This window comes from Streptococcus oralis subsp. oralis (assembly GCF_002096495.1).
GTDB classification, from domain to species: Bacteria; Bacillota; Bacilli; order Lactobacillales; family Streptococcaceae; genus Streptococcus; species Streptococcus oralis_CU.
Genome location: NZ_NCUO01000012.1, coordinates 97,706 through 113,804, shown reverse-complemented (window position 1 = coordinate 113,804; position 16,099 = coordinate 97,706). Strand labels below are relative to the sequence as shown.

General features: G+C 41.9%; 16 protein-coding genes. 8 read left to right on the top strand and 8 right to left on the bottom strand.

Annotation, left to right across the window (positions count from 1 at the left end):
* Window positions 1-8 precede the first annotated feature (8 nt).
* Window positions 9-656 (bottom strand): COG3942 and LysM peptidoglycan-binding domain-containing protein, encoded by a 648-nt coding sequence (locus B7717_RS05995; RefSeq protein WP_000754475.1) that lies wholly within the window; start codon window positions 654-656, stop codon window positions 9-11.
* A 167-nt stretch (window positions 657-823) separates the two neighbouring features.
* A complete protein-coding gene (recJ, locus tag B7717_RS05990; protein ID WP_162287139.1) occupies window positions 824-3,043 on the bottom strand; it encodes a single-stranded-DNA-specific exonuclease RecJ in 2,220 nt (739 codons plus the stop codon).
* Window positions 3,044-3,219: 176 nt separating this feature from the next.
* Here recJ and B7717_RS05985 point away from each other — a divergent pair, with 176 nt between their 5' ends.
* The 5 genes from B7717_RS05985 to B7717_RS05965 all read left to right on the top strand — a co-directional run bounded on the left by B7717_RS05985 (window position 3,220) and on the right by B7717_RS05965 (window position 7,054).
* On the top strand, window positions 3,220-3,978 hold the full coding sequence (locus B7717_RS05985; protein ID WP_070683358.1) for an amino acid ABC transporter ATP-binding protein: 759 nt from the start codon (window positions 3,220-3,222) through the stop codon (window positions 3,976-3,978).
* A 10-nt stretch (window positions 3,979-3,988) separates the two neighbouring features.
* Window positions 3,989-4,783 (top strand): transporter substrate-binding domain-containing protein, encoded by a 795-nt coding sequence (locus B7717_RS05980; RefSeq protein WP_083312759.1) that lies wholly within the window; start codon window positions 3,989-3,991, stop codon window positions 4,781-4,783.
* 12 nt (window positions 4,784-4,795) lie between these two features.
* On the top strand, window positions 4,796-5,473 hold the full coding sequence (locus tag B7717_RS05975) for an amino acid ABC transporter permease (protein WP_070683360.1): 678 nt from the start codon (window positions 4,796-4,798) through the stop codon (window positions 5,471-5,473).
* A gap of 9 nt (window positions 5,474-5,482) precedes the next feature.
* Window positions 5,483-6,142, top strand: a complete 660-nt coding sequence (locus B7717_RS05970; protein ID WP_084944379.1) for an amino acid ABC transporter permease — start codon at window positions 5,483-5,485, stop codon at window positions 6,140-6,142.
* A gap of 129 nt (window positions 6,143-6,271) precedes the next feature.
* Window positions 6,272-7,054: a DUF4037 domain-containing protein gene (locus tag B7717_RS05965; RefSeq protein ID WP_049477612.1), complete on the top strand. Its 783-nt coding sequence runs from the start codon at window positions 6,272-6,274 to the stop codon at window positions 7,052-7,054.
* 286 nt (window positions 7,055-7,340) lie between these two features.
* Here the strand turns inward: B7717_RS05965 and B7717_RS05960 are convergent, their stop codons facing one another.
* From B7717_RS05960 to B7717_RS05945, 4 genes are all read right to left on the bottom strand, one after another.
* Window positions 7,341-8,363 (bottom strand): YdcF family protein, encoded by a 1,023-nt coding sequence (locus B7717_RS05960; RefSeq protein WP_049477611.1) that lies wholly within the window; start codon window positions 8,361-8,363, stop codon window positions 7,341-7,343.
* Window positions 8,364-8,430: 67 nt separating this feature from the next.
* The gene (locus tag B7717_RS05955) at window positions 8,431-8,868 is read right to left on the bottom strand and encodes an Rrf2 family transcriptional regulator (RefSeq protein ID WP_049490302.1); all 438 of its coding nucleotides are present in this window, start codon (window positions 8,866-8,868) and stop codon (window positions 8,431-8,433) included.
* A 164-nt stretch (window positions 8,869-9,032) separates the two neighbouring features.
* Window positions 9,033-9,974: a hypothetical protein gene (locus B7717_RS05950; protein ID WP_084944378.1), complete on the bottom strand. Its 942-nt coding sequence runs from the start codon at window positions 9,972-9,974 to the stop codon at window positions 9,033-9,035.
* A 163-nt stretch (window positions 9,975-10,137) separates the two neighbouring features.
* The gene (locus tag B7717_RS05945) at window positions 10,138-10,989 is read right to left on the bottom strand and encodes a metallophosphoesterase family protein (protein ID WP_084944377.1); all 852 of its coding nucleotides are present in this window, start codon (window positions 10,987-10,989) and stop codon (window positions 10,138-10,140) included.
* Window positions 10,990-11,184: 195 nt separating this feature from the next.
* Here B7717_RS05945 and B7717_RS05940 point away from each other — a divergent pair, with 195 nt between their 5' ends.
* The 3 genes from B7717_RS05940 (at window position 11,185) to thrS (ending at window position 14,287) form a co-directional block, all read left to right on the top strand.
* Window positions 11,185-11,559 carry a hypothetical protein gene (locus tag B7717_RS05940; RefSeq protein ID WP_049490304.1) on the top strand — a complete coding sequence of 125 codons (375 nt, stop codon included), beginning with the start codon at window positions 11,185-11,187 and terminating at the stop codon, window positions 11,557-11,559.
* Between the two features lie 324 nt (window positions 11,560-11,883).
* On the top strand, window positions 11,884-12,240 hold the full coding sequence (locus B7717_RS09745) for a hypothetical protein (RefSeq protein ID WP_049490306.1): 357 nt from the start codon (window positions 11,884-11,886) through the stop codon (window positions 12,238-12,240).
* A gap of 103 nt (window positions 12,241-12,343) precedes the next feature.
* The gene (thrS, locus tag B7717_RS05930; protein WP_049479192.1) at window positions 12,344-14,287 is read left to right on the top strand and encodes a threonine--tRNA ligase; all 1,944 of its coding nucleotides are present in this window, start codon (window positions 12,344-12,346) and stop codon (window positions 14,285-14,287) included.
* Window positions 14,288-14,440: 153 nt separating this feature from the next.
* On the opposite strand, the gene B7717_RS05920 is transcribed toward thrS, so the two are convergent.
* Together B7717_RS05920 and B7717_RS05915 are read right to left on the bottom strand one after the other, a co-directional pair.
* Window positions 14,441-15,415 (bottom strand): sensor histidine kinase, encoded by a 975-nt coding sequence (locus B7717_RS05920; RefSeq protein ID WP_084944376.1) that lies wholly within the window; start codon window positions 15,413-15,415, stop codon window positions 14,441-14,443.
* Window positions 15,408-16,085, bottom strand: coding sequence for a response regulator transcription factor (locus B7717_RS05915; RefSeq protein ID WP_000548981.1), 678 nt, complete (start codon window positions 16,083-16,085; stop codon window positions 15,408-15,410). The genes B7717_RS05920 and B7717_RS05915 overlap by 8 nt, the downstream gene beginning before the upstream one ends.
* Window positions 16,086-16,099: the final 14 nt, after the last annotated feature.

The window sequence follows — 16,099 nt, the reverse complement described above, 5'->3', positions numbered from 1 at the left end:
TATCATCTTTAGTTTGGATAGATATAAGTGACGTTACCTAAAAATTCATGTGGATTAAAGAAGCCACGATAATTCGCAATCTGCTTTTGACGTCTGTAGTTTGCTTCCAATACCTGGATAGAGTTTTCACTTTGAACATCTGTTACATAAGCAACGTGTCCATATTCACCACCATCCCAAACGGCGATTGCTCCTACTACTGGAATACTTCCTGTCTTATAGCCTTGAGCACTCGCGTAGATTGCCCACGTGTTGGCATTTCCCCACCAGTTGCTTGCCCAAGGAGCCAATTCTTTCACGCCCCATGTACACTGACCAACAGGATAAGAGTTTCCATAGTTTGTTGGAGTCTTTTCGACAACATCTTCTGTATCTGATACCACGTTTGCAGTGCTAGCTGGAGCACTGTAGGTAGAGCTAGCCTGAGCAGAACCACTCACTTCCAATACGTCCCCTGGGTGGATAGTGTCAAAGATGGTTTTTCCATTCAAAGCTGCCAACTCATGCGGATCCATGCCGTTTGCAGTTGCAATGGCATAAAATGAATCACCGTCTTGGACAACGTAAGAGTTCGCATGAACCGTTTGAGCCCCAACTGTAGCCAAAATAGCGGTAGAAGTCAAACCAAGAGTCAGTTTCGTAACTGTTTTTTTCATAACTAGATTCCCCTTATATTTTCTTGATAAGAAAATCATACTTGATTTACATGTCAGTTAGTTTAGAGTTATATTTTAGTCATGTTACAAAAATTTATACTTTTACTACATAAGTTCAATATAAGACAAAGAAAAAGCTGAGATTGGTTACCTCAGCCTCTTTCCATCTATAACTCCATTAAAAAATCATACATTTCTTGCACGGTCCCCAGTGCCATCATTTCTTGATTTTTTACAGTTTGTTTGAGATTTTGGTAAATCTGACTGTCAGCAATTTCCCTTTTCGGCGCTTCTTTATTGACTGTCATGACCCCATCTTTGATTGTCACAAAATCTAGCTCCTCAAATACTTGAATCATCTTGACCAGCAAGATTTGTTGAATATTGAGATAAGCCGCCAAATCCTTTAGCTTGTAGCGAATATCAAACTCTGGAAACTGGTAAATGGTCTTGTACAATTTGGCAAACTGCTCTCTGGTTCCATAACCTGTTAGATAGTAGGCTTTGTCAATGTCGTTCTTGAAATAGACCGCAGAGAAATTTTGTTCCTGAAAAACGGTCTTCAGCAGGGTAATATCTTCTGGAATATTCTTCACAACCACAGCATCACTGGTCGCTAATTCTGGTAATTCTCCAGCAAAGTCCAAGACTGGAACACCTTCTGGCAAGACTGCATTCTTCCCACGAATGTTAAAGAGTTGAACACCTTCCACACGCGCATCCACCATCATCAACTGGAGGGCAGTTTGGCCATTCCATTGGTTGACAGACAGGGTGACTGCCAATTCTAGATTCTTGGTTTGAGCAAACTCTGTCGCCCATCTACCTTGTCCGAAGGCCACCACTTCAAAACTCGCCTCACCCTTGGAAATTTTTAGTTTGAGGTGGGCATTGCCTGCCCCCATAGTACGAGCACTCTCGACATTGAAATCCCTGAGATAAAAAACAGGTTTCTGATTGTCCATCCCAAAAGGTGCTAAACGTTCAAAACTTTTAACCGTTTCTAAGCTAAGTGTCTCCAAATCCAACTCTTCATCTAGATTTAACTTGTTCTTACCACTAGCGTCTGCTCCTTTTTCACGGATATAGTCCTCCAAGACCTGAGATAAATCTGAAAGTTTCTCCACTTCTAGCGTCATTCCTGCTGCACCAGCATGGCCACCAAAGGCGATAAAGAGATCTCGATGGGGATCCAGAGCTTCAAAAATATCGACTGCTTCCACACTACGAGCGCTACCCTTGGCACGACCTTCTTCTATATTAAGAACAATAACTGTCTGCCCTAGTTCTTCCAACAAACGACCAGCGACGATACCCAAAACGCCAGGATTCCAGCCTTCCTTAGCCAAAACCTGGACCTTCTTCTCAGGATCCACCATGGTCTTAGCTTCTTCATAGATAGACTGGACGACTTCCTTACGCTCTTCGTTTTTCTGATGAATCATGAGGGCAATCTCATGCGCTTCCTCGTCGTCAAACCCAGTCAACAAATCAATGGCGGGATTGGGATCATCCAAACGCCCCAAAGCATTTAAACGAGGGGCAATCTGGAATCCAACTGTTTCTTCTGTTACTTCATTAGCAGCAATCCCAGCCATATCTAACATTTCTTGCAGACCGATGCGCTGAGTATGCCCCAACATTTCCAGGCCATATTGAACCAAAATACGGTTTTCATCTGTTAGGCTCACCATATCTGCAATAGTTCCGATGGCGACCAAATCCAGTAGTTCCACTTGCACTTCTTCTAAAAGGGCGCAAGCCAGCTTGAAAGCCACTCCGCAACCAGCCAACTGTTTGAAAGGATAGTCCGCATCTGGATGCTCGGGATGAACAATCGCATAAGCATCTGGCAAGGTTTCAGGCATAGAATGGTGGTCGGTTACAATGACGTCCACTCCCATAGACTGGGCCAGTTCAATGGCCTCGTGACCAGCAACCCCATTATCCACCGTCACAATCAAGGAAATTCCTTCTTGCTTGATAAAGTATTTATAAACACTGGCATTGGGCCCATAGCCATCTGTAAAACGATTGGGTAGGTATACACGGCACTCGGCACCAAGTTGTTCCAAACTTTCCTTCATAATCGAAGCCGAAGTCATACCGTCCGCATCATAGTCTCCATAGATGAGAATATTCTCCCCTTCTTCAATCGCCTGACGAATCCGTTCTACTGCCTTCTCCATATCATGGAGCAGATAGGGGTCATGCAAGTCCTCCAAGGAAGGTTCTAAAAACTTCTTTAGACTTTCTTCATCCTGAATCCCTCTTTCAAATAATAACCGAGCCACTTCAGGACCCAGTCCAGCCTTCTTGGCTATCTTTGTAAAATCCGCATCTTCTACCTGCGGGGCAAACTGCCATTCATAAGTAGGAGTTATCAAAAAAACATCCACTCTTTCTAAGAATTCTATCGTTTCATTATAACATGATTTAGGCTTTTTCTCTATTCAGATTGCTTTGTACAAAAATTTTACTAACTTTTTTCTGATATTATTTGACAAGACAAATCTTTTGGTGTAGAATCATGTTATAAAATCTAACACAAAGGAGATCTCTCATGGCTTTAGTAGAATTTAAACACGTCGAAAAATATTATGGAGACTACCACGCACTCCGCGATATCAATCTCCGTTTTGAAAAAGGACAAGTCGTTGTCTTGCTTGGACCTTCTGGTTCTGGGAAGTCCACTCTTATCCGTACGATTAATGGTTTGGAGGCTGTTGACAAAGGTAGTCTCTTGGTCAATGGACACCAAGTAGCAGGTGCTAGCCAGAAAGATTTAGTTCCTCTTCGTAAGGAAGTCGGCATGGTTTTTCAACATTTTAACCTTTATCCACACAAAACAGTGTTAGAAAACGTGACACTAGCGCCCATAAAAGTTCTAGGAATTGATAAAAAAGAAGCTGAAAAAACAGCCCAAAAATATCTGGAATTTGTAAACATGTGGGACAAGAAAGATTCTTATCCGGCCATGCTATCTGGTGGACAAAAACAACGGATCGCCATCGCTCGTGGTCTTGCCATGCATCCGGAGCTCCTCCTCTTTGATGAGCCAACATCTGCCCTTGACCCTGAAACCATCGGAGACGTTCTAGCAGTTATGCAAAAATTGGCCCGAGATGGTATGAATATGATTGTCGTTACTCACGAAATGGGCTTTGCCCGAGAGGTTGCGGACCGCATTATCTTTATGGCCGACGGAGAGGTTTTGGTAGATACGACAGATGTTGATGACTTTTTTGACAAACCAAGCGAACCTCGTGCCCAACAATTCCTCAGCAAAATTATCAACCACGAAAGTGACAAAGTCAAATAAGGAGGCGCCTATGAAAAAGAAATTCTTTTTATCCGCATTATTGATTAGCCTTTTCAGCCTTGCTGCTGCCAAACCAGTTCAGGCTGATACCACTGTCGCAGACATTCAAAAAAGAGGCGAACTAGTTGTCGGTGTCAAACAAGACGTTCCTAATTTTGGCTACAAGGATCCCAAGACAGGGACTTATTCTGGTATCGAAACGGACCTTGCCAAGATGATTGCAGATGAACTCAAGGTCAAGATTCGCTACGTTCCTGTTACCGCTCAAACACGTGGACCACTCCTAGACAATGAACAGGTAGACATGGATATCGCAACCTTTACCATCACAGATGAACGTAAAAAATTATACAACTTCACCAGTCCCTACTATACGGACGCTTCTGGATTTTTGGTCAACAAATCCGCCAACATCAAAAGCATTGAGGATCTAAACGGTAAAACGATCGGAGTTGCTCAAGGTTCCATCACCCAACGCCTGATTACTGAACTGGGCAAAAAGAAAGGTCTAACCTTTAAATTTGTCGAACTCGGTTCCTACCCAGAATTGATTACTTCCCTTCACGCTCACCGTATTGATGCCTTTTCCGTGGACCGCTCTATCCTATCTGGCTACATTAGTAAACGGACAGAACTACTAGATGATAGTTTTAAACCATCTGACTACGGTATTGTTACCAAGAAATCAAACACCGAGCTCAACGATTATCTTGATAGCTTGGTCACTAAATGGACCAAGGACGGTAGTTTGCAGAAACTTTATGACCGTTACAAGCTCAAACCATCTAGCCATACCGCAGATTAAGGAGGACACCCCATGACAGATTTATCATCTTGGACAGCCTATTTTCAGGATTTTGGACAATTTTTCAATGGTTTCCTCTTCACCCTTGCCCTAGCGATTGGATCTTTTATCCTCGCCATGGTTTTGGGCATCTTCTTTGGGGCCATGTCAACCAGCAAACGCCCATTCTTGCGTGTTTTGGCTCGTATCTTTGTCGAATTTTATCAAAATACTCCCCTCTTGGTGCAGTTTGTTATCGTTTTTTATGGCCTACCTCTTATCAGTGACCATATCATCATGATTCCGATTTATTGGACAGCTGTACTTTGTGTGGGACTCTATCACGGCGCTTATATCGCTGAGGTTATTCGATCAGGGATTCAGTCTATTCCTAGCGGTCAGATGGAGGCCGCCCTGTCGCAAGGTTTTACCTATATCAATGCCATGCGCTTGATTATCTTGCCTCAAGCCTTCCGTATCATTCTCCCTCCATTGACCAACCAAATCGTTAACCTCATCAAGAACACCTCTACAGTTGCCATCATCTCTGGAGTAGACTTGATGTTTGTGACTAAGTCTTGGTCGGCTCTCAACGGAAATTATATCCCAGCATTTTTAGGTGCTGCTCTTCTCTACTTTGCCCTATGCTTCCCTGTTGCCCAGTTTGGCCGCAAGATGGAGCAAGCCAACAAAAAAGCCTATTCACTTTAGGAGGTTACTATGGAATCTATTTTAGAAGTTTTGACCCCAGATAACCTAGTCTTTATCTTTAAAGGATTTGGCTTAACCCTCTACATTTCTCTAATCGCTATCGTCCTCTCGACCCTTATCGGAACAGTGCTAGCCGTCATGAGAAATGGGAAAAATCCTGTTTTACGGATCATCTCCAGCATTTATATCGAGTTTGTACGTAACGTTCCCAACCTCCTCTGGATTTTCACCATCTTTTTGGTGTTTAAGATGAAGTCCACACCAGCTGGTATTACTGCCTTTACTCTTTTTACCTCAGCAGCCCTGGCTGAGATTATCCGAGGTGGCCTCAATGCCGTGGACAAGGGCCAGTATGAAGCAGGAATGTCGCAAGGATTCACCTCTGCGCAAATCCTCTACTACATCATTCTCCCACAAGCGATTCGTAAAATGCTGCCAGCCATCATTTCTCAGTTTGTAACTGTAATTAAGGATACCAGCCTTCTCTACTCTGTTATCGCTCTACAAGAACTCTTTGGCGCTAGCCAAATTCTCATGGGACGCTATTTCGAACCAGAGCAGGTCTTCAGTCTGTATATCCTGATTGCCTTGATTTACTTTATCTTTAACTTTGCTATTTCTAGCTTGTCTCATATGCTAGCAAAACGTTGGCAACAAGCCGCAGAATAAAAAAGAAATGTGAACTCGAAACAAGGGTTCACATTTTTTGCTATAAATGAAAAAGAGCAACTTAATGCTATGCAAACGTTTTACTTTTTGGTAAAATGACTTTAAAACCCTAAAGCAAGGAGAAAAATCATGATCCACGAACTTTGCAAAGAATTCTCTCAACTGGAACAAGTAGAAGCTATTGCTCTTGGTGGTTCTCGTGCAGGACAAGCCTACGATCAAAATTCTGACTATGACGTTTATGTCTATCTAAACTCTTCTATTGATGAGGCGATTCGACGAGATATCTTGAGTAAGTATTGTTCTTATATGGAAATTGGAAACCAGTTTTGGGAATTAGAAGATGACTGCGTACTAAACAACGGTATCGAAATCGAGTTGATTTATCGTTCGCTGGAGTCGTTTGAACAGGAATTGAACTCAACCGTTTTTCAGCACAAAGCTCAAAATGCCTATACAACTTGCATGTGGCATAATCTACTCCACAGCAAGATTTTATACGACCCGAATGGACACTATGCTTTGCTCCAAAGAACCTACCAGATTCCCTATCCACACGAACTCAAAAAACAGATCATCGAAAGGCAACTCCTTTTGCTAGAACAAGCCATGCCTGCCTTCTCTCACCAAATAGAAAAAGCTATCAAACGCCAAGATCTTCTCAGTATGAATCATCGTACGAGTGAGTTTTTTGCTTCCTACTTTGACTTGTTATTTGCGCTCAATGAGCAAACCCATCCTGGTGAAAAACGAATGTTGGAGTACGCAAAGACCAATTGTACACTCCTCCCTAAGCAATTTGAAGAAACTATTCGCAAGTATTTCCAACTACTCTACCAACCACAACAAGGAGAACAAGCGATCGTAACCTTACAAACTATCCTGAAGGAACTAAAAGCCATTTTGCCATAGACCAAAAAGAAAATGTGAACCTCTGTTGCTGTTCACATTTTTATTTGTCGTTGACTGTAAAATTCTAGTCTACTCATATTCAGTTGCCTATTTTTGACTCTCTCTGAAAATCTGCAACTAGGTTAGAAATTGTTCAATTGATTGACGAGCAATCATGAAACCGTTCCTAAAACCGCACTCACAATCACTTACCCTGCTCTTTCATTACTAGTGACAATTTTTCCCTTAGAGTTACTACAAGATTTTTTAGAGATTCTAACAAGAATTACAATATGAATTTTACATATTACCATAGAACACCTCTATAAGAGAAAATCAGAGCTAAAATCAACAAAACATAGAAAGCGATAAAAAGCCATCTCATCTTCACACATAGAGCAATATATTCTCTAATAAAGGCTGATGGGATATAGTAGGCGGCTGTACGGCAACCAAGACCATCTCCCTTCATCCCAATACGGCGAGCATAGGTACTGGTACGAAAAACATGGTAATCATTGGTCACAAAGAGAAAACGTGGACTGGCCACCAGCTTCTCTCCCATTTCTTTTGAGAAGAGAAGATTCTCATAGGTCGTCGTTGAGTCTTCCTCTAGGAGAATCGCTTCTCTCGGAACATCCGTCTCTTCCAGCAAATAATTACAAATTGCCTGAGCCTCGGAAATCTTCTCATCCCCACCTTGACCACCACTTGCGATGATTTTAACATTGGGATTGAGAGACTGGTGATAAGCTTCTACTGCCTTGTCAATGCGACTCTTCAGTAAGGGAGTCACTTTTTCTCCATTCAATAAGCCTGCTCCGTGAATGATGATAAAATCATAATATTTTTTCTTGGGAATAAAAAGATACAGAATAGAATAAAGCAGAAATCCTGCAAAAGCAAAACCAAAAATCAAATACGAATAAATCAAAAAGAAAAAGATAATATTCACTAGATGATTGGTATAGAACAAGCCCTTAGTATCGCTCACTCGAATCGCCATGATTACAAAAAAGAATAGAATCACGCACCCTAATCCTAGAGACAAATAATTTGCCTTGGATTTTCCTTCTTTTTTCAATAACACAAATCCATTATAAATAAGGAAAAAACCACTTAGAAAAACTAAAAGAGGCAGCAGGAGAAAAATCCCTGCAAAGAAAACCATGTGCACTTCTTTCTGCCCAGCTTCGTAAAAAAGATTGGCAATGGACATATAAGAAAAGAGCAGAGACAAAAGCAAGAGAGCTGGATTCCAGAGACTGCGATTGTCCCTTAAAAACGAAACGAGAAAAAGTAAGACAAAAAATCCTGTGATAAAGTACATAGTCTCCTCCTTTGATGACTACATTGTACCATAATTATAGCAATAGAAAAAGAGAACCTTAGTCCTCTTACTTAGAGAGTTTATTCTGAGCATCTGCTACAACCTGAGCCAGACTTGTCTGACGAAGTTGGTTCTCCATAGCTGCTTGAACATCGAACAACTTTTGGTCCAAGACTGCATGGATATTAGCACCAATTGGGCAATTAGGATTTGGATTGTCATGGAAACTAAAGAGCTTACCGGATTTTCCTAAACACTCCACAGCTTGGTAGACATCCAACAAACTGATATCCTGAAGGTCTTTTATTATCTCAGTTCCTCCCGTACCACGAGCAACTGAAATCAATCCAGCTTTTTTGAGTTGTGATAAAGTCTTACGGATAATGACTGGATTGACTCCGACACTGGCCGCAAGAAAATCACTGGTTACTTTACTATCTGTATCCTGCATTGCAATAATAATCATCATATGGGTCGCAATGGTAAATCGGCTTGAAATTTGCATCTTCTTCTCCTTTCATTGATATTTTATTCATCTTTTCCCGTATAAACATTATACCGTTTTTGGTTTTCCTGTCAAATATTATAGACTGATTATCTTCTCCATGCAAAAAGTCCTGTATCCCTCTTGGTAACCGGAACGGCGGAGGAAATACAAAGACTTATTTTTTATGCAATTTTACGGACAATCCCTTTTGTTTTATGACTTGACCAAACCGAGCTGATAGACACCCCAGCACCAACTAAGGTAAACACAGCTAACATAGCTAGATTATAAAAATAGTTATCTGGGAAATCACCGCTAAAGATTAATTCATTCACCACTCGGAAAGCAAAGGCAAACTCAACCCCTAGTTTGGAAACGACTTCCATCGCCAAATCAATTTGATTCACTAGAAAGACAGTAATCACCATCCAAATAGAGGAAATCACAATCCCCTTTCGAGATACCTTTCTTCCAAGGATTTCATATCCTTTAATGGTACAAATCCCCAGAACAATGCCCGCCACCATAGCCACATAACCTAGACGTGCGATAAATAGAGCAACTGCTCCACCAATCAAGGCTCCAAGCAAGGCACCAACTGCTCCAAGAAGAACATTTTCCTTTTGATTTTGATAAGAATCCACCTCGATTTGAAGGTTGCTCTTCAGCAATTGATAGCTTTCCTCGTTGATAAGGAAAATTGAATCACCTAATTGATAGAGACCAACGGGGCCTTCCTGACCACTGTAGGCACACACTTGGACGAAATGATGGGTTTCAAGGAATGCAATGAGGTCTGTTATGAGCGTCTGTAACTTTTCGATTGTTTTTGATTTGCGCATTGCACCTTTTACGACAAAAGAAACAAGGTACTGGTTGATAGACAAGGTCGACAAGTTTGGAAGAGATTCACTCTTAAACTCATCCCAAACCATTTCGTTTTCTTCTGAATCCGCAGGATTGCCATTCAAACTCACACTGACACAAAGTCGAAACTGATTTTTCACATCAGTTTCTTGCAGGAAAAGTAAATAGCCTGACTGCGTGCCATAAATACTACGCGAATCTTCGTCAAATTGCAAGCCCAACTCCGAGGCAATAGCATGTAACTCTTCTGGTTTCATTATCTGTCTCCTCTTATTTTGAATATCAATTAGTATGAGATTCAAATTAGTTATATTCCGTTATTCTAACATAAATTTGAGAAGCCGTCAATTCGTATCCAGTTCGACTTATCGCGAAACAGCAGCTGTCATTAGACTATCCTATTTCTAGTCAAAACTCCTTTTAAAACCAATCTTTTTTGTCTCTTTCCATCCAGAGTTCAACATCCTGATCATAACCTTCTTGTTCACTAATCTGACCTAACAATTCATGGTTATGAGTGTGGTGAATTCCATTTATCAAGCTTTCATAGTAAACCTGAAAATAAGGGAGCTTTAAATCCTTAGCCAGCTGCAATTCGGCTTCTACATCATAATCCACTCGACGAAAATCAACATCAGATAAACCTGCTTCATCAAACTCTAAAATCATATACTGGGCACGCAAGTCCTTACGCAACTTCGCATCTAAAAAGAAGGGTTGCCCAATCGAACCTGGATTGAGAATCAACTGTCCATCACTTCCGTAACGAAGCAACTGTTGATGAATATGGCCATATACTGCGATAGAAGCATGTGGCTCCGTCACCAATCTATCAAAATCTTCTTGTTTTCCCGTATGGATCAATTCTCTTCCCCAGTTTTTATCAGGGAGATGGTGAGTGATTCCCACCATCAAATCACCAAACTGACGATGAACTTGCATAGGTTGATTATTGAGGTCTTCGATTTCTTTAGGGCTGACCTCCTCTAAGATGTACTGACTTAGGCGCAGGAGATAACGATGGCTCGCTTTTGTAGGATCTAACTTGCGATGCAGACCTCGCCAGAGACTATTCTCCCAATTTCCCAGCACTCTTACAGTGATAGGCAAACTTGCTAAGAGATCCAAGATCCTTCTACGTCCTGTTCCAGGCATGAGAATATCTCCCAAAAGCCAGTACTCGTCTACCTCTGCCGCTCTTGCATCAGCCAAAACAGCTTCCAAAGCTGTCGTATTTCCATGTATGTCTGAAAGAACTGCTATTTTGGTCATTCTTTCTCCTTACCCTTTTACTTCTTTTGTTAGTATTATAACAGAAAACACTCGAAAAGATCACTATCACTGATCACTGGATTAAATTGTAAGAGCCTCCAAATCGTGCTATAATATAAGTAGAAACTTCCCCTTCATTTAGGATTATGTGGTCCACAATATCTCTCAATTTTTCCAGATTGGAGGACTATTGCCATGCGGAATTATCTTAAGTATATCCCATACTACCTTGTCACTTTCTTTTTTTACTGGCCCCTCTATGAGCTCCTCTCTCTACTCATCTCTGACCCATATACACTGAAGGGACTATACATTTACAACATCATCCTCTTTTCACCTCTGGTAACCTTTATCGTATCGCTACTTTATAGCTATCGATTTCATTTCTCACTTTGGTGGCTACTCGGTATTGGTCTGCTCTATTGCTTTACCATCATCACCTTTGGCGAGTTCATCCTGCTTTACTTCCTAGCCTATGAGCTCTTTGCCCTACTTGGCTTGGCTGCTGGTGTGGGGATCAAGCATCTCTTCCAGAGAGCGAAAAACAAAAAAATTATACAAAAACCTTGAAAATTCTCGCAATCATGCTATAATAATGCATAGAGACAAGTCACTTAGTCCCTTTCTACTAGAGAGTGCGTGGTTGCTGGAAACGCATAGAAAGCCTAAACTGATACTACTCTACTGACTTTTATGCAAACATAAAACGGTGGCCACGTTAAAGCCAATCAGAGGTGTCCCTCTTTTTTGAGGAACATAAATGAAGGTGGAACCACGTTGCGACGTCCTTTTAGGATGTCGTTTTTTGTTTGGAGAGTATTAACGACAAAGTTAAGATGAAATTTAGCCAAGAGCTGAAATGAGGTGATAGATTTGAAGAAAATATTATCTTGGATGATCACTTGTACCTTCCTTTTACTCTATGTCTGGCTAATGAATACGCTCAGTCTATGGGGGACGGAAAATATTGTCGTCTTTTCATTTTTTCTACTCATTCCTCTCTTACCATTCCTTGCCCCTTTTCTTGGTATCTTAATGTTTTTCAACAACAAGAAACTCATTATAACAGGATATCTTTTCAGTTTAACAGCTGGTATCTATTTGGTCAATGCGATAAAAAGCTATCCAATATGGATATACATGAGAGGTGAGATGACTCAGGAGGAATACCTGTCTCTCATTCTTTCCTTGGTATGCTATCTATGTATTTCTACGCTTTTCTTTATTTTCAGACTGAAAAAGTTAAAATGAAATTGATTTAGCAAATCGACTGCTATTATTCTTTGTTGATATCTAGTTTCCCACTTCTTCAAACCTCAGTTATAAAATATGATTAATTTTTAAGGAGAAAACCATGATTAAGATTACTTTCCCAGATGGCGCTGTTCGTGAATTCGAATCTGGCGTTACTACTTTTGAAATTGCCCAATCTATCAGCAATTCTCTAGCTAAAAAAGCTCTCGCTGGTAAATTCAACGGCAAACTCATCGACACGACTCGTGCTATCACTGAAGATGGAAGCATCGAAATCGTGACACCTGATCACGAAGATGCCCTTCCAATCTTGCGCCACTCAGCTGCCCACTTGTTCGCCCAAGCAGCTCGTCGCCTTTTCCCAGACATTCACTTGGGAGTTGGTCCAGCTATTGAAGATGGTTTCTACTATGATACGGACAATCAGGCTGGTCAAATCTCCAACGAAGACCTGCCTCGTATCGAAGAAGAAATGCAAAAGATCGTTAAAGAAAACTTCCCATCTATTCGTGAGGAAGTAACCAAAGATGAAGCGCGTGAAATCTTCAAAAACGACCCTTACAAGTTGGAATTGATTGAAGAACACTCTGAAGACGAGGGTGGTTTGACCATCTACCGTCAAGGTGAATACGTGGACCTCTGCCGTGGACCTCACGTCCCTTCAACAGGCCGCATCCAAATCTTCCACCTTCTTCATGTAGCAGGTGCTTACTGGCGTGGAAATAGCGACAACGCGATGATGCAACGGATCTACGGTACAGCTTGGTTTGACAAGAAAAACTTGAAAAACTACCTTCAAATGCGTGAAGAAGCCAAAGAACGTGACCACCGTAAACTTGGTAAAGAGCTTGACCTCTTCATGATTTCACAAGAAGTCGGACAAGGTTTGCCATTCTGGTTGCCAAACGGTGCGACTATCCGTCGTGAATTGGAACGCTACATCGTAGACAAGGAGTTAGCTTCTGGCTACCAACACGTTTACACTCCACCACTTGCTTCTGTTGAACTCTACAAGACTTCTGGTCACTGGGATCATTACCAAGAAGACATGTTCCCAACTATGGACATGGGTGACGGGGAAGAATTTGTCCTTCGTCCAATGAACTGCCCACACCACATCCAAGTCTTCAAACACCATGTTCACTCTTACCGTGAATTGCCAATCCGTATCGCTGAAATCGGTATGATGCACCGCTACGAGAAATCTGGTGCCCTCACTGGTCTTCAACGTGTACGTGAAATGTCCCTCAACGACGGTCACCTCTTTGTCACTCCAGAACAAATCCAAGAAGAATTCCAACGTGCCCTTCAGTTGATTATCGATGTTTATGAAGACTTCAACTTGACTGAATACCGCTTCCGTCTCTCTCTTCGTGACCCTCAAGATACTCACAAGTACTTTGACAACGATGAGATGTGGGAAAATGCCCAAACCATGCTTCGTGCAGCACTTGATGAAATGGGTGTTGACTACTTTGAAGCTGAAGGTGAAGCAGCCTTCTACGGACCAAAATTGGATATCCAAGTTAAGACAGCTCTCGGAAAAGAAGAAACCCTTTCGACTATCCAGCTTGACTTCTTGCTTCCAGAACGCTTCGACCTCAAATACATCGGGCCTGATGGTGAAGAACACCGTCCAGTTATGATTCACCGTGGTGTTATTTCAACCATGGAACGCTTCACAGCTATCTTGATTGAGAACTACAAAGGTGCCTTCCCAACATGGCTTGCACCACACCAAGTAACTCTCATCCCAGTTTCTAACGAAAAACACGTAGACTACGCATGGGAAGTGGCTAAGAAACTCCGTGACCGCGGTGTCCGTGCAGATGTAGATGAGCGCAATGAAAAAATGCAGTTCAAAATCCGTGCTTCACAAACAAGCAAAATTCCTTACCAATTAATCGTTGGTGACAAGGAAATGGAAGACGGAACAGTCAATGTTCGTCGCTACGGCCAAAAAGAAACACAAACTGTCTCAGTAGATGACTTTGTGCAAGCTATCCTTACTGATATTGCCAACAAATCACGCGTTGAGAAATAATACTCTTCGAAAATCAAATTCAAACCACGTCAACGTCGCCTTGCCGTACTCAAGTACAGCCTGCGGCTAGTTTCCTAGTTTGCTCTTTGATTTTCATTGAGTATAAGAGCCTAGCATAAAAGCCTCCATTCGGAGGCTTTTTCTCATTTATGTTTACTCAATAACGAGCTTCACTTCAACGAATTTAATCCTTACTATCGTTCCTTTTCCGACCTCAGACTCGATGCGAATCTGGTGACCCAGTTCTTCAGAAATTTTCTTAGATAGATAGAGGCCCAGTCCAGATGACTGCTGGGTCAGACGCCCATTGTAGCCTGAAAAGCCACGTTCAAAGACTCGGAGCACATCGCTGTTTTTAATCCCGATTCCCGTATCCTTGATACAGAGCTCCTGACCTTCCATATAAATCTCTAGCCCACCTTCCTTGGTGTACTTGAGACTGTTTGAGAGGATTTGTTCAATGACGACCAACAGCCATTTCTTATCAGTCACGATGATTTTGTCAAGGTCATGGAGATTGAGCGTCAGTCCTTTTTGGATAAAGAAAAGGGCATACTTGCGAACCACTTCCTTCACCAAATCCTCCACTTGAACCTTTTCAAATACCAAGTCATCGTGGAAGCTCTCCAAACGAAGATACTGCAACACCAGATTGGTATAGGAATCAATCTTAAAGATTTCCTGTTCCAGTTGCTGCTTGACCTCACGATCAGAGACTTCTGCTACCAAGAGACGGCTTGCCGCAATGGGGGTCTTGATCTGGTGAACCCACAAGGTGTAGTAGTCAAGCAAATCCGTCAGCTTACTCTGCGTTTCCGACTTCTTTTGATACAATTCAGATTCACGCTCTTCGAGCTTTTCTGCTAGCGCACATTCTAGAGGAGACTTGGGGTCTCTCTCAGCATAGAGTACTTCCTGCCGGTAAACCTGAGCTTCTGCAAATATATCCCAAGCCAAAAATAAGAAGGTCAAAAAACTACTGAGTAGAAAGAAATAAAGAAAATAAGTTCCTAGACTAGCAAATAAAAACTGAAAGAGAAGGACGAGAAAGCCTAATGAAAAAATATAGATAAAGATGCGACTGCGAGAACGCAGATAGGCTAGAAAAAATGATTTCCAATCAAGCATGTTTCAGTCCGTATCCTATCCCTTTCTTGGTTTCGATAAAACCTGCTAAACCTTGCTCCTCCAACTTTTTACGCAAGCGAGCAACGTTGACAGACAAGGTATTGTCATCGATGAAAAAGTCGCTATTCCAGAGTTCCCGCATCAAGTCATCACGCGCCACGATATTGCCAGCATGTTCAAACAAGACCCGCAAAATTTGAAATTCATTCTTGGTCAAACTCAGAACTTCCCCCTGATAGTGCAGGTCCATAGACTTTGTATTGAGGATCACACCCGCATACTCCAGCAGACTTTCATCCCGCCCAAATTCATAGGAACGGCGCAACAAGCCCTGAACCTTGGCAAGGAGCACCTGCTGGTCAAAAGGCTTGGTCACAAAGTCATCCGCCCCCATATTAATCGCCATGACAATATCCATCGCCTGGTCTCTCGAAGAGAGAAACATGATGGGCACCTTAGAAATCTTACGAATCTCCTGGCACCAGTGGTAACCATTAAAAAGAGGTAGACCAATATCCATGAGGACCAAATGAGGCTCCGACTGAACAAAAAGACTCAATACTTCCATAAAATCCTCTACCAAAACGACCTCAAACCCCCACTCAGAGAGTAGTTTCCCAACTTGTTGCCGAATAACTTGGTCATCTTCTACTAGTAAAATCTTGTGCATGCGCTCCTCCTTTG